Origin of the sequence: Rhodopila sp. (assembly GCF_965276935.1) — a bacterium.
In the GTDB taxonomy this organism is placed as follows: Bacteria; Pseudomonadota; Alphaproteobacteria; order Acetobacterales; family Acetobacteraceae; genus Rhodopila.
Map to the genome: position 1 here is coordinate 334,123 of NZ_CBDIBS010000003.1, position 19,597 is coordinate 353,719.

16 protein-coding genes are annotated in these 19,597 nt (G+C 61.7%); 13 read left to right on the forward strand and 3 right to left on the reverse strand.

Annotation, left to right across the window (positions count from 1 at the left end; all coding sequences use genetic code 11):
* The first annotated feature begins 445 nt into the window (after window positions 1-445).
* The 11 genes from ACQY4S_RS09400 to ACQY4S_RS09450 all read left to right on the forward strand — a co-directional run bounded on the left by ACQY4S_RS09400 (window position 446) and on the right by ACQY4S_RS09450 (window position 13,067).
* The gene (locus ACQY4S_RS09400) at window positions 446-1,996 is read left to right on the forward strand and encodes an exopolysaccharide biosynthesis polyprenyl glycosylphosphotransferase (RefSeq protein WP_428484938.1); all 1,551 of its coding nucleotides are present in this window, start codon (window positions 446-448) and stop codon (window positions 1,994-1,996) included.
* Between the two features lie 185 nt (window positions 1,997-2,181).
* Window positions 2,182-2,835, forward strand: a complete 654-nt coding sequence (locus ACQY4S_RS09405; protein ID WP_428484939.1) for a hypothetical protein — start codon at window positions 2,182-2,184, stop codon at window positions 2,833-2,835.
* Between the two features lies 1 nt (window position 2,836).
* On the forward strand, window positions 2,837-4,240 hold the full coding sequence (locus ACQY4S_RS09410) for a glucosamine inositolphosphorylceramide transferase family protein (RefSeq protein ID WP_428484940.1): 1,404 nt from the start codon (window positions 2,837-2,839) through the stop codon (window positions 4,238-4,240).
* 89 nt (window positions 4,241-4,329) lie between these two features.
* The gene (locus ACQY4S_RS09415) at window positions 4,330-5,454 is read left to right on the forward strand and encodes a glycosyltransferase (protein WP_428484941.1); all 1,125 of its coding nucleotides are present in this window, start codon (window positions 4,330-4,332) and stop codon (window positions 5,452-5,454) included.
* A complete protein-coding gene (locus ACQY4S_RS09420; protein WP_428484942.1) occupies window positions 5,451-6,215 on the forward strand; it encodes a WecB/TagA/CpsF family glycosyltransferase in 765 nt (254 codons plus the stop codon). Before ACQY4S_RS09415 ends, ACQY4S_RS09420 begins: the two co-directional genes overlap by 4 nt.
* A 14-nt stretch (window positions 6,216-6,229) precedes the next feature.
* Complete coding sequence (locus ACQY4S_RS09425) at window positions 6,230-6,508, forward strand: hypothetical protein (RefSeq protein ID WP_428484943.1); 279 nt, start codon at window positions 6,230-6,232, stop codon at window positions 6,506-6,508.
* Window positions 6,505-8,019, forward strand: coding sequence for a hypothetical protein (locus tag ACQY4S_RS09430; protein WP_428484944.1), 1,515 nt, complete (start codon window positions 6,505-6,507; stop codon window positions 8,017-8,019). The genes ACQY4S_RS09425 and ACQY4S_RS09430 overlap by 4 nt, the downstream gene beginning before the upstream one ends.
* Before the next feature lie 46 nt (window positions 8,020-8,065).
* On the forward strand, window positions 8,066-9,064 hold the full coding sequence (locus tag ACQY4S_RS09435) for an NAD-dependent epimerase/dehydratase family protein (protein WP_428484945.1): 999 nt from the start codon (window positions 8,066-8,068) through the stop codon (window positions 9,062-9,064).
* A 193-nt stretch (window positions 9,065-9,257) separates the two neighbouring features.
* Window positions 9,258-10,958 (forward strand): FAD-dependent oxidoreductase, encoded by a 1,701-nt coding sequence (locus ACQY4S_RS09440; RefSeq protein ID WP_428484946.1) that lies wholly within the window; start codon window positions 9,258-9,260, stop codon window positions 10,956-10,958.
* Window positions 10,959-10,962: 4 nt separating this feature from the next.
* Window positions 10,963-11,952 (forward strand): sterol desaturase family protein, encoded by a 990-nt coding sequence (locus ACQY4S_RS09445; RefSeq protein ID WP_428484947.1) that lies wholly within the window; start codon window positions 10,963-10,965, stop codon window positions 11,950-11,952.
* Window positions 11,949-13,067: a GNAT family N-acetyltransferase gene (locus tag ACQY4S_RS09450; RefSeq protein ID WP_428484948.1), complete on the forward strand. Its 1,119-nt coding sequence runs from the start codon at window positions 11,949-11,951 to the stop codon at window positions 13,065-13,067. The genes ACQY4S_RS09445 and ACQY4S_RS09450 overlap by 4 nt, the downstream gene beginning before the upstream one ends.
* A gap of 29 nt (window positions 13,068-13,096) precedes the next feature.
* Here ACQY4S_RS09450 and ACQY4S_RS09455 read toward each other — a convergent pair whose 3' ends face one another.
* Entirely contained in the window at window positions 13,097-14,320 is a 1,224-nt protein-coding gene (locus tag ACQY4S_RS09455; RefSeq protein WP_428484949.1) for an FAD-dependent oxidoreductase, read from the reverse strand.
* Between the two features lie 273 nt (window positions 14,321-14,593).
* Between ACQY4S_RS09455 and ACQY4S_RS09460 the strand changes: the two genes are divergently transcribed.
* Both ACQY4S_RS09460 and ACQY4S_RS09465 read left to right on the forward strand, forming a co-directional pair.
* Window positions 14,594-15,850 (forward strand): ATP-grasp domain-containing protein, encoded by a 1,257-nt coding sequence (locus ACQY4S_RS09460; protein ID WP_428484950.1) that lies wholly within the window; start codon window positions 14,594-14,596, stop codon window positions 15,848-15,850.
* A 618-nt stretch (window positions 15,851-16,468) separates the two neighbouring features.
* Window positions 16,469-17,731: an AAA family ATPase gene (locus ACQY4S_RS09465; protein ID WP_428484951.1), complete on the forward strand. Its 1,263-nt coding sequence runs from the start codon at window positions 16,469-16,471 to the stop codon at window positions 17,729-17,731.
* Here the strand turns inward: ACQY4S_RS09465 and ACQY4S_RS09470 are convergent.
* Window positions 17,718-18,131 (reverse strand): DUF3830 family protein, encoded by a 414-nt coding sequence (locus tag ACQY4S_RS09470; RefSeq protein WP_428484952.1) that lies wholly within the window; start codon window positions 18,129-18,131, stop codon window positions 17,718-17,720. The two genes, ACQY4S_RS09465 and ACQY4S_RS09470, sit on opposite strands and share 14 nt — an antisense overlap.
* Before the next feature lie 13 nt (window positions 18,132-18,144).
* Window positions 18,145-19,593 (reverse strand): dihydropyrimidinase, encoded by a 1,449-nt coding sequence (gene hydA, locus ACQY4S_RS09475; RefSeq protein WP_428484953.1) that lies wholly within the window; start codon window positions 19,591-19,593, stop codon window positions 18,145-18,147.
* Between the last annotated feature and the right edge of the window lie 4 nt (window positions 19,594-19,597).

A 19,597-nucleotide genomic window follows, 5' to 3' on the forward strand; every position in this document is an offset into this window, starting at 1 on the left:
GCAAGTTTTACAATATTGTTTTACATCCGACCGATCATTCTAGTGTCAGCACGATATCTGGTATAAGGCGAAAATGGTTGATATGGACGATGATTAACATTCGCTTCGAGAACGTGTCAGGCATCAAATGAGGTTTTCTTCATCAACATGCCATATTGTGAAGAACCGCCATCAGGCGTGAGGCAATGGTTGCATTGCGTTTCGCAACGTTTCAACTATCGGCCGTACACGGAGATTTTGGTTTCGTACGCTCTTTGGCGCGGGCTAGATTCAGTGTGTCGGACGGGCTTTGTCTCCGCACCCAGCGGAAGCCATTCCGCTAAAGCTTAGGCGGCTATATTGCACAACGCAGCGGACAACCCATGGCGTGAGCGGCCGGACCTTCCGTAGCGCTCAGGTAATATTTGCCGCCTTCCAACAGCACAGGAATAGATCGATGCCAGGCATGGCTGAAACAGATATAGCCATCGACATCATCTCACCAGCCTCCACGCTGTCGGAGTTCCTCGAGTTTGACAAGAGTGATTTCAAGCCACGGCCGCGCCTGGCACTCCGTACGCTCGGCATCATTGCGTTGGATGTAACGGTTGCCGCCGGCGCCGCGCTGGGGACTTTCTGCCTGTTTCATCCTGTCGCCGAGGCAGCGTCGTCGTCGGTCATTGTCACGATCGCGTGGCTCACGCTCTGCATGAGCTTCAGCTTCTTCGAGCGCGGCTTGTATGCCGCTCCCGAAATCATGAGCCCTCGGCTGAACTGGCGAAAGATGGCGCTTTCGTGGTTGCAAGCGGTCGCGGTGGGGGCACTGCTCACCTTCTGTTTCGCGGCGGTTGCCGACGGCGTGACCGCTGCGCCGCATGGCATGGCCAGGACGCTGCCCGGCCCTTGGCTGCCGACATTGCTGCTGGCCGGTTTTGTCGCGATCTCGTTGGCGCGTCTGGCGTGCCTCCGCGTCGACGGCGGACCCGCATCGCTCAATCGGACGGTGATTATCGGCGAGCCTGGCTCGATGCACGACCTGCTGCTGCGGATCCGCAGCGGCAGACGTCGGGGCTTTGACGTTGTTGGCATCTTTGAGCATGAGAAAGAACCGCAGGATACCGCGGTCGCGACCGTTGCGCCATTGTCGGCGCGCCGCAGCTTTCTTGGACTTCCGCTGTTCAGCGGCCTTGATGCGCTGGAGCGGATGATCCGCAAGGACGCGGTTGATACCGTGCTGGTCGCACTTCCGTGGTCAGCCGGTGAGCAAGCCCGAGCCATCGTCCAGCGCGTCTCCATGGCGCCGGTCAATGTCTACGTCTACCCTGGCATGAACGCCTTCGACATTCCGCCGCGACGCGCGGCCTCCGTTTTCGAACTTCCCTTGCTGATGGCCTGCGCTCGGCCGATCGACGGCTGGGGCGCCGTCATCAAGCGCGCCGAGGATATCGTTTTGGCCATCGGGCTGCTGGTATTCATCGCGCCTGTGATGTTGGCCATTGCCGCGCTGATCAAGCTTACGTCAAAGGGGCCGATCTTCTTTCGGCAGCGCCGACTGGGTTACAACAACCGTGTCATCGAAGTGTTGAAATTTCGTTCGATGTTCGCGCACCTGGCCGATGCGGACGCCCACCAGCAGGCATCGCGTGGCGATAAGCGGGTGACGCGGGTTGGTGCGTGGCTGCGCAAGGCCAGCCTGGATGAGCTTCCACAGTTGTTGAACGTTCTGAAGGGGGACATGTCCCTGGTTGGCCCACGTCCTCATGCCCTTGCCACGACGGCGGGCGGCCTTGCGCTTCAGGACGCGGTGCCGATTTATCCTTCACGACACCGCGTCAAGCCCGGAATAACCGGCTGGGCGCAAGTGAACGGGTATCGCGGCGCGCTGGACAGCGTGGAAAAGATCGTACACCGCGTGAACCATGACCTGTATTATATCGAAAACTGGTCGCTCGCCCTTGACCTCAAGATATTGTGGCTGACAATTAAGCTGATTTTTGCCGATGACAATGCGTTTTGATTTCGTGTTGATTGCGATCATGCATATCGTCTCGGTGTGACGGCCGACCGGCTGTTTCGACCAGGCCCGGACCAGGATTGGAGAGCCCCCACGTGAACAGGCTATCGACACCCGAGCTGACTATCCTTCGCCAGCCACCGACCAACGCGAATTTAAGCGCCGGCGGCTTACCGGAGGAGAACGCCGTGGCGCCGATCCGGATCGGCATCGGTGCCATTGCTCGCCATCATCCCTCCTTCGTGCAACTCTACTATGCGATCGAGGCACGGCGTACTAGTGCGATGCCATTGGTCGTGCAGTTTGTCTCGCCGACACCGGGAACAGGCTCAACGACGGTCGCCTCGGGCTATGCCCGCGTTGCCGCTGACGACTGCGCCCAATCGGTTTTGTTCGTCGATTGTAACGGATCAGCGGTGAAATCGCGCGGCCGCGACAAGCAGCCGCAGACACCGACGCTGTTCGACGCCCTGCGCCGCGGCCTGCCGCTGTCCGACGCGATCGTGCCCGTCCGGGACGCCAGGAACCTGGTCTGCACGCGTCTTGGTCCCGGTGAACGGCCGCTGCTGGCGCTGGGCGGCGACCGGCTTCGGTCCATGCTGGACATGCTGCGCGCCACCCATCCGGTGATCGTGCTGGATACACCGCCCACCGACGCACCGGAATCCGCCGCCGCTTCCCGCTATTGCGACGGGTCGGTTCTGGTGGTTGCGGCTGGCCGCACCCGCCAGTCGGAGATCGAGACGGCCAAGACCTTGCTGGAGCGCCTGGGTGGCCAGACGGTCGGTGTCGTCTTGAACCGGGAGCGGAGCCTGCTGCCCCGCTGGCTGGGCCGGCGCTAAAATGGACTTCGTCTCCCGCACGCCGGCTTTATGGGCAGAGGCAAACCTGTGGCCGCTGCCGCGCAGGTCTCCAATGGTGGTGATCCTGGGCGGCATCGACCGCTCAAAGATCGTCAGCGCCGCCCTGAACGATACCACCCTGGCCGATGCGGCCACAGTGCGGTTCGAGCCGGCCTGTGCACCACCCTGTGACGCTACGCTTTGGCGTCTGGAGACCGCGTCGGGCGAAGCCGTGAACAGCGTGGGGGTCGTGGCCCGCCACTGGCATCGATCACCCTATGCGTTCACGCTGCGTCTGGTGCGATATGCGCCCGGCTCGATGGTGCCGGACATACTGGATGAAGGCACGATCGGCACCCGCGTGCCGCGTGACGCGTTCACCACCGCGCTGGAACGCCTGGCCATGCGCTTTGTCCGCGACGCCATCCTTGGGGGCGGTCGGGGTCCGGCCGCTTCGCCACCCGCCGGCCGGGTGCACGGCCTGCCGGGCTGGATGGATCGCTTCGGCGTCCGTTGGCGCGACCGCCTGATGTGCGAGTGGTGGAGCCTGGGCACGACGTCGACTTCGTTGAATGCCATTCTGGCCGGTGACGGGCTAAACGCGATCCATTGGTACAACCCTGAGGCTGGCCGGCGTTATTTGGCTGACCCGTTTCCCTGGTTCGGCACCGGTCGGATCTTGTGCGAGGAAATGCCGCTTGGCAACGGCGTCGGCCGCATTGTCGCGGTGGCCGATAAAGCGGGTCGGTTGGGTGCTCCCGCCGCCATCTTCGAGGATGGCTTTCATCATTCCTATCCCTGCACCTTCAGCGCGGATAACAGCGTCTACTTCCTGCCGGAGGCGACGGAGCGTGGCGCCACCCGAATTCATCAACTTGACCAGAATGGTGTCCTGGTTCCGGTCTGCGACATTGCCCCGCACAGCCGGCTGGCGGATCCCACATTGTTCCGATGGAACGATCTATACTGGATCGCCTGCACCGACCTTGACCTGGGCGAGCACGACAATCTGTGCCTGCTGCATGCTGCGCGGATAACCGGTCCGTGGATACCGCACGCCCGATGGCCGGTCCGGATCGACGTGCGCGGTGCCCGCTGCGCCGGCTCGTTCTTCAGCCTCGGCGGCAGACTGTTCCGTCCCGGGCAGGACTGCGCCGCCACGTACGGCGCCGCCGTCGCGATCCACGAGGTCAAGGTTCTCACTGAAGCCGAATTCAGCGAGACGGTGGTGACCGTGCTGCGGCCGGACCGAACAGGGCCGTTTCCGCACGGCCTGCACACCTTGGTTCACGACGGTGAGCGCTTCTGGGTGGATGGCAAGCGCTTTGTTCTCGACGTTCAGGCAATCGGACTAAAATTGCTTGGCAAGGCCTCGCGTACTTTCTCCAGAGCCGGGGTGGTCTGAAGATGTCTGGATCAGTTGCCGTATCCGACACTAAGCGCGTTCTTTCGTTCAGGTCGCCGCCGCGCTTTGCCGCCGGGGTGCCACGCCCGATGTCGATTGCCATCTATATGCACGACCTGTCCGGTGGTGGGGTTGAGCGGCAAAATCTGATCATCGCCGATGAACTCCGCCGCCGAGGTGTCAATGTTACCCTGGTGCTGCATCGCCTGCGGGGTCAACTGCTGAGCCAGGTGCCGGCTGGCCTGCCCGTTGTCGACTTGAAGAGTACACGCACGTTATGGGACATACCTCGCCTGGTGCGGTTCCTGCGGACGGAAAAGCCGGATTTCCTGCTCGCGAATCTCGACCTGAACAACATTGCGGCGCTGCTGGCAAAGGCCATGGCGTTCAGCTCGACCAAGGTGATCATCTGCCAGCATAACCCGATCTCTTCCAGCTTCGCGGCATGCGAGAACTGGCTGTATCGTTATGTCGGCACGTCGTACCGGCTGCTGTCACCTCTCGTGAGCCGAGCGGTGGCGGTGTCGAGCGGCGTGGCGGAAGAGCTGAGCGAAATCGCTGGGTTGCCTGCCTCGCGCATCTTGACGATCAACAATCCCGTGGTCGGCCCGGACTTCGAGACGCGCTGCCAGGACGATGCGGCGCACCCTTGGTTTGGCCAAGCCGGTCAGCCGGTATTTGTCACAGCCGGCAGGCTGGTGGTGCAGAAGGATCACGAAACCCTGCTGCGTGCCTTGGCGATCCATCGCCGGCGCGCCAACAGCCGCCTGATCATTCTCGGCACTGGTCCGCTGCGCGGGGCGCTGGATGCATTGGTGCGGGAACTTGGACTGACGGACGCCGTGGACTTCCTGGGCTTTCAACCGAACGCCTTGCCATACTTACGGCAGGCCGACGCCTTCGTGCTCAGTTCTCGCTGCGAAGGCTTTGGCAATGTGCTGGTGGAAGCGATGGGCTGTGGAACGCCGGTGATTTCGGCGCGCTGCGTGCACGGGCCGGCTGAAATCCTGGAGAAAGGCCGCTACGGTGTCCTGGTGGCGCCAAACAGCGCGACGGCGTTGGCAGACGGCATGGATCAGGTGGCCACGCTGCGGGAACGGTTTCCCGCTGCCACTTTGCGGGAACGCGCCGCAGACTTCAGCTATGCCGCCTGTGCTTCGCGCTACATCGGCCTCTTCAAAGTTCTGGCGCCGCATCGGGCGTGGACAGCATGACCGTGGATACCGCAGTCAAGAAGCGGTCTTCTCAACCGCGCCTTAGCGGCGGCTTCGCGGCGGACATTGTCGCCGCCGCGGTTCGCGCCCCGCGCTCGGCCGCTGACGGGGTCGGTCTGGTGGTCACGCCGAGCCTGAATCACATTGCGATGAGCCAACGCTCTTCAGCCTTGGCATGCGCTTATTCAAATGCCGAACGCATCGTTTGTGGCGGCTGGCCGGTGCACTTGTACGCGCGGTTCTGTGGGCTTCGGCTGGGCCGTGCGACGGGCGCCGAGATTGCCTCCGAACTGATGCGCATTGCGCCCGACCCGGCATGGCAGCGGCTGTTCTTCGTGGTGGACGGCGCGGTAACCGAGCGTGCCTTGCGCGCCTGGGCCGATCGGCATGGTGTTGCCGACAGGTGTGCCATCACGGTAGCGCCCTTTGGGTTTGAAAAGGATGCGGCGTATTCTGAACGGTTGGCGTGCATGATTGCGGCGTACAGTACCTCCGTTCTGATCTTGGCCGTGTGCACGCCGTGGAGCGAGATCTTCGTCGACACCCATCGGGCGCTGCTGCCGCCGTGCTGGGCGTTCTGCGTCGGGCAAGCGGTGAAGCTCGAACTTGGTCTGGTTCAGCCTGCACCGTCGCGCTGGCGATCCACGCGTATCAAGCGGCTTTGGCGGGTCATGCATGAGCCAGCCTGCCGGAGCGGCCGGTATGGGACGACATCGATCGGCTTTGGCATAACAAACATCCAAAGCGAGTTTTGCGGATGAAACGAGTTCCAACCATGGCCCCGGTTCGGCTGACGGATCGCCAGCAGACAGCCGGTAACAACCGGTGGATGTGGATGGCGATCATGGTAGCGCTGTCCGCTGTGCTCGTGCCGTGCGCCTTTTCATCCATGGCGGTGAGCATTGACTTGTTCATGATGGCAGCCTGCCTGCTGGCCATGACTAAATACGGCGAATTGCCGACGACCGCGCCGGTTTCGTCGCGCGCTTCTACTTCTTCCCGACTGCGAGGGACGCAGCCGGGTCACATCAACCTGGCAGGAACCAAGCCATGAGCGAAACACTTATGCTGCCGCCGCGGCTGGTCATGCGCGACCTTATGCTGACTGCTGTCAGCCTGAAGGCCAGGATCATCCTGATCTTCTTCTGTGTCATGGCTGCCAGCGTCGCCCTCGCGGTGCATATCCAGCCCGACTACAAGGCGAAGTCCAGCCTGCTGGTGCTGATGGGTACCGAGCACGCGTTCCGTCCCGCCGCCGGGGAGCAGTTCATGAACACTGGTGCGGTGGACGCTGAACAGGTGTTGCGCACCGAGGCCAGCATACTGGGCAGCGACGACCTGCACCGTAGCGTGATCCGGGAAATCGGGATTGAAAAGCTGTTTCCAAAGCTGCTTGAACAACCTTCGCCGTTCGAGAAGTGGACGGCCGATGTCAAGACCTTCATCACGGATGGATTGGGCATGACCTCGCCTACGACCGATCGCGGCTCTGCCGATCCGATGGTACGGGCGGTGGATGCGTTCTCGCACAACCTGTCAATCACCGTGGACAAAAAGTCCAGCGTCATCGGACTGGATTATACCAATCCCGACAAGGTCATGGCGGCTGACGCGCTGCGGGTGCTGGAATCCCGGTATTTCGACTTGCGGGCTAAGTTGTACGGGGATGTGCAGGCACCAATCGTGCAAATGCAGCAGAACGCCGCCGGCGCGCAGCTTGCCGCGGCGAACACGACGCTGGAAGCCTTCAAGCATCAGCACGACATCAGCAATTTCGCCGACCGGCGTGCGATCCTGCTCCGGCAGCAGGGTGATTTGGAGACGGCACGTGCCAGGGCGGAGAGCACCATTGCCGAACAGCAGGCTCGCCTGGCGCAACTCAACCAGCAGCTTGGCACTGTCGCTGGAGCCAAACGGAATGCCGCGTCCGCGTTGCAAGGCATGGTGGAGGCCTACCGGCAGCGGCAGCAGGAGGCGCAGACCACGTATCGCGGCTCACCCGCGGTCGATGACGCGCGCCGGCAGGCACTGGAGCGAGAGACGGATATCGCGCGGATGCAGTCAACCCAGGCCTATGGCGTGCAGGCCGACCGCAACAAAACCGAAGCCGACCTGCGTTCCAGCCTCGCCGGGCACGAAGCGATCTCGGCGCAACTCACGACGTTAAAGACGCAGATTGACTCGGTGGATGGCGAGGAGATGGAGCTGCACCGGCTGGAATTGAACCGTGCGATCCTGGAAGACAACTATAAGGCAATCTCGAAGATCCTGGACGAACGGCAGGTGGTGGAGACTGTGGATGCCAATCGCCAATCCTCGGTGCGGATCATTCAGCCGCCACGGATTCCCGCATTGCCGCTGAGCACGCGCCGGCTCATCCTGCTGGCCGGTATCGTGTTCAGCATGCTGCTTTCAATCGGCTCGGTCCTGATGTCGCACTTCTTCCGCTCGAGCTATCTGCGGCCGGAAGCCTTGGAAGTGGATACGGGACTGACGGTGCTCGCGTCCGTGCCGGAGATGGGCGCGTTGCGCGGCGGCGGGTCGGTCTTGATCATACCGGCCTAAAGACCAACCTCGCGCGGTTCACCCCCCAGAAGCAGCGGAATGATAGATGCCTGATTCGTTTGAACGGCAACGAAAGTCCGTGCTTGTCCTGGGGGCCTCCGGCTTCGTCGGTTCGCGGCTGGTGGCGGCGTTATCCGAAAGCCTGGCCTATCGCCCGATCGCCGCCTCACGACGGGCTGGTTTGTCCGTGGATGCGACGAACGCCGCGGCGGTTCGGGCGGCGCTGCGGGATGTGGATTACGTGGTCAACTGCATTGCCGGCAACGGCCGAACGATGACCACGTCGACGCAGGTCCTTTGCGATGCGGCGCGGGCCAATCCGCCGGTCCGCATCGTCCACCTCAGCAGCATGGCGATTTACGGCGCTGCGACTGGAACAGTGGCTGAAGATCGGGCGCCGGTCTCGCCGGTCAGCGACTATGGTGTGGCGAAGATGACGTGCGAGCAGATCGTGCGCAAGTACGTTCATGATGGTGGTGATGCCGTGATCCTGCGGCCAACCTGCGTGTTCGGTCCTGGAAGTCCACAGTGGACAACTCGAGTGGCTCATCTGCTCCTGGCCCGTCGTCTGGGCGATCTCGGAACAGCCGGCGACGGGTGCTGCAACCTGGCCTTCATCGACGACTTGGTGGCCGGGATCATCTGCGCGTTGAGCGCGCGCGGCGTGTCCGGCCGGGCGTTCAACATCTCCAGTTCGTCGGCACTGACCTGGAACGAGTTCCTGCTGCGCTTCGGCAAGGCACTGGGCGCAACGCCGGTCAGGCGAATTTCGCAACGGAGGCTGAAGCTTGAAACGAAGCTGCTGGCCCCGGCCAGACGGATCGCAAAACGGGGTTTTCCTGGCATGGGCGTCGGCGAAGCGATTACCCCGTCGCTCCTGGCGCTGATGGGACAGGACATCCACATCGACTGCTCTGCCGCGGCGTCAATGCTTTCGTTGCCGCGGACCTCGGCCGAACGGATGATCGCCGTGGCGGTCAACCGGTGGATGAACGAGCGGGCAACAGGGCGCCCCGTTGCCCGCATGGAACCCGCAAGACCATGAGCGTCCGGCAATATGCGTTACTTGTTCTTATGGGCAGGCCGGCGGCGGGATGGACCGCATCATGGCCTGCCCCGCCGCAATGGAAGGCGCTCCGACTGATGGATGCGGTCGATCGGTGCACGGCGTGCGACGCTGACGCCACGGAATGCTTTTTTTGGCCGTTCGCTATGGCCCTCTGCCCAGGAGGCGGTCAATGATCGAGGACGCTAACGATATCGTTCGAGACGCCGTTCTTCGCGCGCATATCTGCATCGTTGGCGCCGGTCCGGCCGGCATTACGCTGGCCCGCGAACTTGCCCGGAGCGGACAAAGCATATTGCTGATTGAATCCGGTGGCGTTGCGCCCGACGAGACGGCGCAAGCTCTCAATGCCGGCGAGGTGGTGGACGAGGCGTTGCACAGTCCGCCTGACAAGTACCGCCAGCGGTGCCTGGGCGGTTCGACCGCAATCTGGGGCGGCCGTTGTGTGCCGTTCGATCCAATTGACTTCGAGACACGATCCTGGATCGACGGCGCCTCCTGGCCGCTTTCCCATGCAGACGTCGAACAGTACTATCCGGTTGCCAACGCTGTCTGCGAAGCCGGAGCCTACGAGTACGATGCCCGTCTGGCCACGAATGGCGGCATGCGTCCGCTGCTGCGGGGCTTTACGGCCGAACATTTCGATATGAACGGCATTGAGCGGTTCAGTTGCCCGACCAACTTCGGTCTTCGCTACGGCCCTGCGCTGCGGACGGCATCCAACATCCGGGTGTTGCTGAACGCGACCGTCACTCGGCTAGATTGCTCCCGTGATGGTGCCCGCATCGAGGGGCTGAGCGTCCGCAACAGCCACGACATCGGCTTTAGTGTATCGGCCGACAGGTTCGTTCTGGCGATGGGCGGCATCGAGATCCCGCGATTGCTGCTGACATCCAATGACGTCCATGCCGCGGGAATCGGCAATGTGAACGACTTGGTTGGTCGGTACTACATGTGCCACATCGCCGGCACGGTCGGCAGCCTGCGGGTCAACGGTCCACGCGACTCGGTCTGGCATGGCTACGATGTCGCCGACGACGGCACCTATTGCCGGCGGCGGATCGCTCTGCTGCCTGACATCCAGGCTCGCCGTGGCCTGGGCAACATTGTGTTCCGGCTGCACCATCCGCGGATCACCGACCCATCGCACCGAACCGGGCCACTGTCGTCGATCTATCTCGCGCAGAAGTTCATCAGCTACGAATACGCCAAGCGCCTGGTAAGCGGCACGCCATCGGCACGCCTGCCCTGGATGCGGCACCTGCTGAACGCGGCGACTGATCCGTTCTCCACCGCTGGGTTCCTGGCCCACTGGCTGCGCTACCGGACACTGGCGGAGCGAAAGTTTCCATCCGTTATCATCCGTCCCAGGACGAACTTGTTCAGTCTCGACTTCAATGCAGAACAGGTGCCCAACGCAAACAGTCGGGTGGATCTTGCGACGGCGACGGATCGGTTCGGCAACCGGCAGGTGCGCATCGACTGGCGCTATAGCGGCCAGGATGTCGCGACCGTGTCGCAGGCGTTCAATCTGCTGCGTGATGACGTGGCCGAACAGGGCATCGGCACACTGGAACTGGCGGCCGGCGAACCCGATATAGCGACTGTGGTGCGGCGGGACGGCGCCTATGGTGGCCATCACATCGGCACGACCCGCATGGGCAGCAGCATGGCTTCAGGGGTTGTTGATTCGAATTGCAAGGTTTTTGGTGTTAACAATCTGTACGTAGCGGGTAGCGCCGTCTTTGCAACCTCAAGCCAGGCCAATCCTACCTTGACAATTGTTGCGATGGCGCTGCGCTTGGCCGACCACCTGCGACGCGACGGGCAGCACGTGAGCGGCACTGTGGCGCAGCCAGCGATGGTGGAATGACATAATGCTCGCGTCACAGTTCCATCGCTTTGCCGTCCTGGGCTGGCAGCACGTCGCCGGTGCGAACGGCATCGCCATTCTGTTGCTGTGGGCGACGGTTCTACTGGCTGGGGTGGTCACCTATGTTCGGGCCAATCCTGGCGACTGGTCGGTGCGTGACTTCATCGGGCATATGCTGCCCCGTGAAGTCTTTCATCACCCGTCGGCGCGGGCGGATTTCCTGTTCTGGCTGTCACGCCGCATCTTTGTCCCGCTGCTGGTGGTGCCGTTGGCGATCTCGACCGTGGCGGCTGGGCATGTTGCCTATGCCGCGCTGCGTGCGGTGCTGGGTGCGCCCGCACATCCGGTGGCGCCGGCCGGCCCGATCATGCTGGTCGCGTTCACCGTCACGATGCTGATTGCCTATGACCTTTCCTACTACCTCTATCACCGGATGCAGCATGCTGTCCCCATTCTGTGGGAATTGCACAAGGTGCATCACTCGGCGCAGATCATGGTCGGCGTGACCAAGGACCGGGTCCACCCGATCGACGACATTATGAACACCTGGTGGGATGGCTTGCTGCCAGGCCTCTGCTACGGCGTCTGGCTGTTCTTCGCGCTGGACCCAGTGGAAGTCACGGTTTTTGGATTGAATGTCTATCTGTTGCGGAACATCATTCTGATGATGGATTTTGTTCGCCATACGCATCTGAAGCTGTCCTATGGTCGGCATTTGAACGCCGTCCTGCTGTCACCGCACTACCATCAGCTTCACCACAGTGTCGCGGAGCGCCATTGGGACAAGAATTTCGGCTTGACCTTGAGCATCTGGGACCGCCTGTTCGGCACCTTGGTTATCCCCGAAAAGGATGAGGACTTCGTGTTCGGTCTGACCGGGAACGAGGCAGAGGAGTATCAGTCCCTTTATAAGCTGCACGTGGTGCCGCTTAAGAAGATCGCAGTCCGTCTGGGCAGACGTCGCCGGGTTCACCATGCCGGGGAAGTGGTGTGACCATTCGAATCGAGATCGTGACGGACTCGGCGCGTTTGGCCGCCGTACGGGACGCTTGGCAGCGACTGTGGAATCAAGCGCAATCCTACGTCTTTCAGACGCACGACTGGCTGTCAGGCTGGATCGCCGGGATGCATGGCCGCAAGGAAATGAGGCTTCTGATTGGCTTGGCCTGGGATGACGATACGCTTATCGGGATCATGCCCTGTGCCATCCATCGCCGGTCGGGTCTGCGGATGCTGCATTGGGCCGGGCAACTTTTCAGCGACTACTGCGACTGCCTGGTTGATCCCGCGTATCCGCGGTCGGTTGTTCTTAAAAGACTGTGGGATGCCTTATGGCACGCTGGTGGATTTGACCTGATCAGCTTGCAGCAGGTACGGCCGGACGCGCAATGCCGCCCGCTGCTGGATTTGATGACCGGGGACGGCGAGCCCTTGCAATACGCCAGTCGGCAGGACCGCTGCATGCGGATTGAAAACCACTGGGCGGACGGCGCCGCGTTTTTTCGGTCGCTGAACAAGAAGGGCCGCAACAACCACATGCGCGGCAAGCGAATCCTGACGGAGCTGGGAGGCGACGTCGCATTCGAGGTGATCGAACCCGGCCAACCGATCGGACCGACAATTGATGCCATCACGCGACTGAAACAAGCGTGGCTGCGGACGGCCGACCCGAATTCTCCGCTGCTTGGAGCCGATAGCGTTGTTCAACGTGCCATCCTGGACAACGCCTGGGCGTCGGGCCTTACGAAAATCTTTTTGTTGACCTGCGGCGGCAAGATTGCGGCGGCATCGGTCAACTTTGTCTACGCGGATCGGATGGAGGCTTATCTGACATCCTATGATGCTGCCTATGAGCGCGCGTCGCCGGGGACCATCCTGATTGTCGAATATGCGCAGTGGTCCTTCGACCGCGGCCTGCGGCATGTTGACTTCCTGCGGGGCGAAGAGGCCTTCAAGTTCCGACTGGCGAATGCCGAAACGCTGATTGGCAGCTTCAGTGGCGCACGCACCTTGATTGGTCGTGTCGCCATTTCCGGTCACCGCTGGCTGGCTCGCCGACGTCAGCAGCGGGTACCGGCAATTCCACAGGTGCTTGAAGCGGTTGACTGAGCGCGACGACGGGTCGCGCTCAGTCACTGTTAAGCGGCCACGAGTTCCGAGTTCACCGTGACCGACCGTCGGATCGCCGTCCGGCAGAGGAAGCGAGACAGACGACGGGACGTGAAACCGGCCCCATAGGCGAACCGCAGCAACGGTCCGAAACTGTTGGCAGCCGCTGTCCCGACGACAAATAATCCAGGAACAGAGGTTTCAAAATTCCGCGACAGCACCGGAGATTGGTCCGCCAGCTGCATGTTCTGCAAGATCGCTGGACTGAGGAACTGGAGCCGTCGCATGTTCACCTTGTAGCCGGTTGCCGCGATGACATGGTCCGCCTGCACGACAGTTTCATTACCATCGTCAGTCCGGAACGTCACCGATGCCAAGCCATCGTGCTGCTCGGACCGGGCAATCTTGGCACCGAGTAAAACTCGCACGTTTTGCTCGACCTCGTCCCGCGATGTCCAGCCAGGAGACGGACCGAGGTGCTTGCGAACCACGAGATGCCGGAAGTCTTGCGGCATGTGGTGAAAGACCATGGGTGCCACGACACAGGCGAGTGATCGCCATCCCGTGCCAAGGCCGGTTTCAGGCTCCTGGATCTTTTCCAGCAGGGTTCGTTGTGTCGGCGGTCCGCAATAGGCGATGCGGGGCCTGCGGGCCGCGACGGTGACCTGCGCGCCTTTCTGGCTCATGAGAGCAGCCAGACCGACACCCGAGGCGCCGCCGCCGATGACCAGCACCTGCTTGCCTGAGAACTGGCAAAGCCGATGATGATTTGCGCTGTGCGAGACCAGCGGTCCGGATATCGCGTCAAGTTCGGCGGGTACATCATAAAACTGCCTGATGCCGGCCGCGATCACGACACGCTGCGCCGATACTATTTCGTTTTCGTCAAGATGAAGTGAGAACCCGTTATTGTTCCGCTCAAGCTTGGTAACCCACCGCTGATCCAACATCGGGACGAAGCGATTCTGGAATGCGACACCATAGTCTGAAAACGTCCGCAGCGGAACCGGCAGGCCGGAATCCTTGTATGGAAGACCCAGATCCTCGCAATAGTGCTTCAGGGTGAAGGCCCCGGTCGGGTCCCAAAGATTCGAAGCAAAACCCTCCGATTTCAGGACCATGCCTTGTGGCATTCCGGTGCGCCACGTGTGCATTGGCTGACCGAAGACCCGCACGTTCAGTCCATCGGCAACGAGATGAGCGGCGAGCGAGAGCCCATAGGGTCCCGCCCCAATAATGGCGATGTCGATCATCGTGCCCCCAGGTGCCCTGCTGTAATCGCTGACCTAAACCGAGTCATCACAAGCACCTCATCGTTAGGGTAAAACGCTTTTCTTGCCGTTGCGACAATGGTCTACTGACGCATGGGCAACGTCATACCTGATCGCAGAACAAACCGCCTGTTGTCCAGTAACACACTCGTAAATGATGGCAAGGACATGCATACAGCGCGTCTTCGGCTTAGCCCCGGCTTCAAACCGGCCTTGGCTATGGATGGCGCTGTTCGCCCGTCTCATGATATGTCGATGACGATTGCACAAAGCAGCATTCGTGGCGGTGCGCCGCATATCCTGCTGGCCACCACCAGCCGACTTGCGTCAACCGCGCGTGTCGCCATGGAACTGCATGATGCCGGCGCCACCGTCAGCCTGATCGCGCCCAACAACCACGCCGCGACGGCGTTGGATTTTCTTCACCATACAACAAACCATAGTGCACTTTCACCACGTGCAACCCTGGAAGCGACCCTGCTGCGGCTGACGCCGGATGCTGTGATCGCCTGTGATGAACACACCGTTCGTGATGTGCACGCGGTGTATCGGCACACGCGGCATGACCATATCAGGACGTTGATCGAACGTTCAGCCGGACCACCATCAAGCTATCCTACCATCGTATCGCGTCCCAGATTGCTGACGCTCGCGGCGCGCCTTGGGGTGCGTGTGCCGGCCTCGATGCCGCTGCCTGATGTCGCTGCGCTGGAGGAATGGATCAGCCGGGGCGACGTGCCATTTGTTTTAAAGGCGGATGGAAGCTGGGCCGGATTTGGCGTGCGGATCATCTCCGACAGTCGCTCGGCAAAGGCGGTGTTCCACCAGATGACGCGTCCCGCAAGCGGATACCTGGCGTTGCGGGAGATGTTGTTGGAGGGTAAATGCTTTGGCCTGCGGCCATGGCTGCGGCGTGAACGGCCAGCCATGTCGGTGCAAGGCTACATCGATGGATGGCCGGCGAACGTCGGCGTTGCCTGCTGGGGCGGTGAACTGTTGGCCGCGACCTGCGTCGAGTCTGTCGCCACCCATTCGGCGACCGGCCCATCCACCGTCGCGCGCATCATTCACAATCCCGAAATGGTCGACACGGCGCGGCGCCTTGTGCATGCGCTTGGGCTTTCCGGTCTCATCGGCTTCGACTTCATGATAGAAGCCGCGACCGGCGCCGCCTATCTGATCGAGATGAACCCGCGCAACACGCCGATCTGCGCGTTGCGCCTGGGGCCAGGACGCGACCTGACGGAAGCGCTGGTGGCTCGGCTGGCGAAGCGGCCGATGCACCAGCGACAGGCTCGAACGGATCGGGATATCATTGTCTTCTTTCCTGATTCCTGGCATCTGGATCCGTCCAACAAATTTCTGCAGAGCGGCTACCATGATGTTCCCTGGGAACAGCCCGAACTGGTGCGTCGGCTGATAAAGCCGGAACTGCGGGATCGCTACTGGATATTGCGCGCGTTGAGCCGGCGCTGGCGTTCGTTTCGGAACAAAAAGCGCTTGCTGAGCTGATAACCCGCCATCATGCCACGAGTGCGGCGGCAGCCGACGGCCGATAGACACTGTCCGCTTAAAGGTGAGGACTCTGACACCGGCCCGTTGTGCAAGTCGTCGATACAATCCGCACCAAAGGATCGCTGCTGAACGCAGTCTGCTAATGAACCTTGGACACCCTCAGGTATGTTGTCCACCGTCGTCGCGCGCTGGTTACCAGCTTTCGCTCCATTAACCGGCCATTCGTCGCTGACAAAGCCCGGGCTGCTTTCGGCGTCATCGTCAACCAGACAATGACTGACACAAATTCGTGATATTCCTGTCCGCCGCCATTCGACTGTATTCGCACACGTCATATGAGCGGAGTTGTTTATTCATTCATTGACGAGCTTATGTTCGATAATACTGAAAAATAGTTTTCTCTGGTCATTGCATTTGGTTCATCCGGATTTTCATGTTAAACACTTTTAGACATACCTTGTTCGTGAAGGTCCTGGCATTGCCTTTACGGCTCGGTTCTGTTGACTGAGCATACTGTGCAAATGGAACCATCAACTCAAGGTGATACCGCGACTAAACCTCTACCTCCCGCGTCAGATCGTGCTGCAACCCGCTAACCCCCTCGCGGACCGCGATATGCGAGTATCAAACCTACTGAAGGATTCTCCGGACACGCCCTTGATTCCAAATCAGGTGCGAAGGGCGGAGAGCTACCTGGACCTGTATGGCCTGTCGAAGCCGCCGTTTGAAAGGCCGAGCGACAGCAGCGGCTACATTTTGTTTCACAGCCACCGCCCGGTGTTCGAGCGGCTGCTGGATCACATGATCAATGGCTCGGGCATGGCCGTGCTTAGCGGCGACGAAGGCTCTGGCAAATCGGAAATGCTGGCGGCGGCGGCGCGTGCCGCCGTCGAGTCCGGCCTGCGTGTCATCAAGCCGGACCGGCCGTCGAACCGCAGGCTCGACAGGGCGCACCTGTTGGCAGCAATACTTGGTCGCGCGGAAAACGTTTCAGCCGGTGAAACCGATCGCCAGGCGGCAATACGCGCCTTGCTTGGTCCGCCGCGATCCGTTCTGGTTCTTGATGATGGCGAACTGCTGACGGCCGAGTGCCAGGCCATACTCATGGCTATACTTGAACAAGGCGCCACAGGTATCGCCATCGTGCTGACGCTCAACCCGGGGCTTCACCCTATCGCCTCACAACCTCACGTCGTGCGGCTTGCTCGGACGCAGCTTCAAATTCCCCGATTGGGCGCGGCGGAGGTTCGCCAGTATATCGAACATGGATTATGGATCGCCGGCGGTACAACGCGACGGCTGATCGCGCCCGATGCACTGCGGCTGATCATCCCGGCGTCGAATGGAGTTCCCGGTTCGATCAACCGGCTTATGGAAGCCGTGTTTACCGCCGGCTTCGCTCGCGGTGACGCCTTGATCACCGCTCGAACGGTGGCCTCCGTTGTCGCTCCCTCTACGGATCATGGTCGAAAACACCGGCCGCGGCGAACGGGGGTCGTGATACAGGCGATTGCCGTCGCCATCCTGCTGATCGGGATGGCGGCCTTTCTGTATCGAGGCTTGTCCGGCAGCGTTCCGACCGATCCGCCCATACCGGCGGATGGCACGACACGTGCCCTGATGAAGGGCGGTGCACGATCACTCGACCTGGGCGATGTCGCGGGCGCCCGTCTGTTCTTCCAGCACGCGGCGGAAGCGGGCGATGCGCGGGCTGCTACCGCAGTGGCCAAGACCTATGACCCGGCGTTTCAGGCGGCTGGGACCGACCCTGTTCAAGCGGCTGACTGGTATCGCAAGGCAATCGAACTAGGCGATCCGCAGGCGCGTGATCTATTGAAGCAGCTCGGATCAAGGATAACCAGGTCTAGGGCACCTTGAATACAATGTCCTGTGCACCAGACCACAGCACCAGCTTCCCCAGCGCCAGAAGGTTTTCAGCGCCCTCCACCACGGTCAGAAAATGGTTGCCCGCCAACTGACCCATCTTGCTGGCAAATCGCACGCCGCCATAGGCCAGCAGGATCTCGGTTTCGCTGATGCCGCCCGGATACAGCAGGAACTGGCCGGGTGCGGGATAGCTGGTGTGGTTCTCGAACGGCAATTCCAGATCCAGATCCCCAAGCGGTATCCAGCAGCCTTCCCCGCTCCAGCGGACATGGATGATGCGTTCGTGGTACGGCAACAAGGTGCGGAATTTCGCACAGGTCGCGGGGGCGTTGTCGTCCTCGAACCGCGCCTTGAACGCGTATGGTCCGGCAATGACGTCGATCAGGCTCATGCTGTTCTGTGGCTCATACCGGAAACGCGCTGGCATCGAAGCCGAACGGCAAGCGTCCGGTCGGCTTGATCAGATCGTACGGTTCGCGTGCCAGAAACTGGCCGCTGCCTGGTTCCGCCTGCACGATACCGTCCCGCATCACCACCTCACCGCGGCGAATGGTCGTGACCGGCCAGCCCGTCACCTCCATCCCGTCATAGGGAGTGTAATCGATGACATGTTGCATGAGCTGGTTTGTAACTTTGACAACACGCTTGGGATCCCACAGCACGAGGTCGGCATCCGCGCCTGGCGCGATGGTGCCCTTGCGCGGGTACAAGCCGAACAGGCGGGCCGGATTGGTGGCGATCAGGCGGACAAAGGCGCAGGCATCCATGCGGCCTTTCGAGACCCCTTCGCTGAACATGATCGGCAGGCGCGCGCCTAAGCCGGGCACACCGTTCGGGATATCCCGAAACGGCGCGTCGACGCCGTTCACCCGCTTTCCCGCAGGCGTCCCGTAGCTCCAGCCGCTATGATCGGATGAGACCACATCCAGCACGCCGTCGTGCAGCGTCTTCCACAGTCCCTCGCTCGCCGCCGCATCGCGCGGCGCCGGGCTGCACATGAACTTGGCACCTTCAAATCCCGGCCGGTCCATATCGGCCGCGGACAGAACCAGATATTGCGGACAGGTCTCGCCCCAGACCTTCACCCCACGCGCCCGGGCCCGGGAGATTTCCTCCGCCACCTCGGGGCAGGATACGTGGAAGATCTGGATCGGCTGATCAACCATCTCGGCCAGCGCGATCGCCCGGTGTGTGGCTTCCCGCTCGATCACGGCCGGGCGCGACCAGGCATGGTATTTCGGCGCTGTCTTGCCGTCGGCCAGCAGCGCCGCGGTGCGCCAGCGGATCGCCTCGTAGTTCTCGCAATGCACCGTTACCAGGGCGCCGGTGCGGCGCGCGGCGGCTAGCACGCGCAGGAACTGCCGGTCGTCCAGGTGCAGCGGATCATAGGTCAGGAAGACCTTCAGGCTGCGCACGCCCGACGCGACGACCTGCGGCAGCTCGTTGAAGATCACCTCATCGGAGGCGTCGGTAATGATCTGGTGGAAGCTGTAGTCCACCATCGCCTGGGCCGCGCGCCGGCGGTATTCCGCCAGCGGCGCCAGGATGCCATGGCCCTTGAACTGGGTGGAGAAGGTGATGACGCTGGTCGTCCCGCCCGCCAGAGCCGAGGTGCTGCCAGTGACGAAGGTCTCCTCGTCGGCGCCCCCGGCCGGTTGCAACTGCTCGATGTGGCAGTGCGAGTCGACGCCGCCGGGCATCACCAGCAGGCCATCCGCATCGATCGTCCGCTCCCCGCGCAGGCCGATGCCGACCGCGGCGATACGACCATCACGCACGCCGACATCGGCCCGGAACATGTCCGACGGCGTGACCACCGTGCCGCCGCCAATCACGAGGTCATAGTCGGCCATTTCC

Coding starts and splice junctions, on each gene's coding strand:
- ACQY4S_RS09460 (WP_428484950.1), top strand. CDS start 14,594: ATGACGATTGCACAAAGCAGCATTCGTGGCGGTGCGCCGCATATCCTG.
- ACQY4S_RS09455 (WP_428484949.1), bottom strand. CDS start 14,320: ATGATCGACATCGCCATTATTGGGGCGGGACCCTATGGGCTCTCGCTC.
- ACQY4S_RS09400 (WP_428484938.1), top strand. CDS start 446: ATGGCTGAAACAGATATAGCCATCGACATCATCTCACCAGCCTCCACG.
- ACQY4S_RS09440 (WP_428484946.1), top strand. CDS start 9,258: ATGATCGAGGACGCTAACGATATCGTTCGAGACGCCGTTCTTCGCGCG.
- ACQY4S_RS09435 (WP_428484945.1), top strand. CDS start 8,066: ATGCCTGATTCGTTTGAACGGCAACGAAAGTCCGTGCTTGTCCTGGGG.
- ACQY4S_RS09425 (WP_428484943.1), top strand. CDS start 6,230: ATGGCCCCGGTTCGGCTGACGGATCGCCAGCAGACAGCCGGTAACAAC.
- ACQY4S_RS09445 (WP_428484947.1), top strand. CDS start 10,963: ATGCTCGCGTCACAGTTCCATCGCTTTGCCGTCCTGGGCTGGCAGCAC.
- ACQY4S_RS09420 (WP_428484942.1), top strand. CDS start 5,451: ATGACCGTGGATACCGCAGTCAAGAAGCGGTCTTCTCAACCGCGCCTT.
- ACQY4S_RS09410 (WP_428484940.1), top strand. CDS start 2,837: ATGGACTTCGTCTCCCGCACGCCGGCTTTATGGGCAGAGGCAAACCTG.
- hydA (WP_428484953.1), bottom strand. CDS start 19,593: ATGGCCGACTATGACCTCGTGATTGGCGGCGGCACGGTGGTCACGCCG.
- ACQY4S_RS09470 (WP_428484952.1), bottom strand. CDS start 18,131: ATGAGCCTGATCGACGTCATTGCCGGACCATACGCGTTCAAGGCGCGG.
- ACQY4S_RS09465 (WP_428484951.1), top strand. CDS start 16,469: ATGCGAGTATCAAACCTACTGAAGGATTCTCCGGACACGCCCTTGATT.
- ACQY4S_RS09430 (WP_428484944.1), top strand. CDS start 6,505: ATGAGCGAAACACTTATGCTGCCGCCGCGGCTGGTCATGCGCGACCTT.
- ACQY4S_RS09415 (WP_428484941.1), top strand. CDS start 4,330: ATGTCGATTGCCATCTATATGCACGACCTGTCCGGTGGTGGGGTTGAG.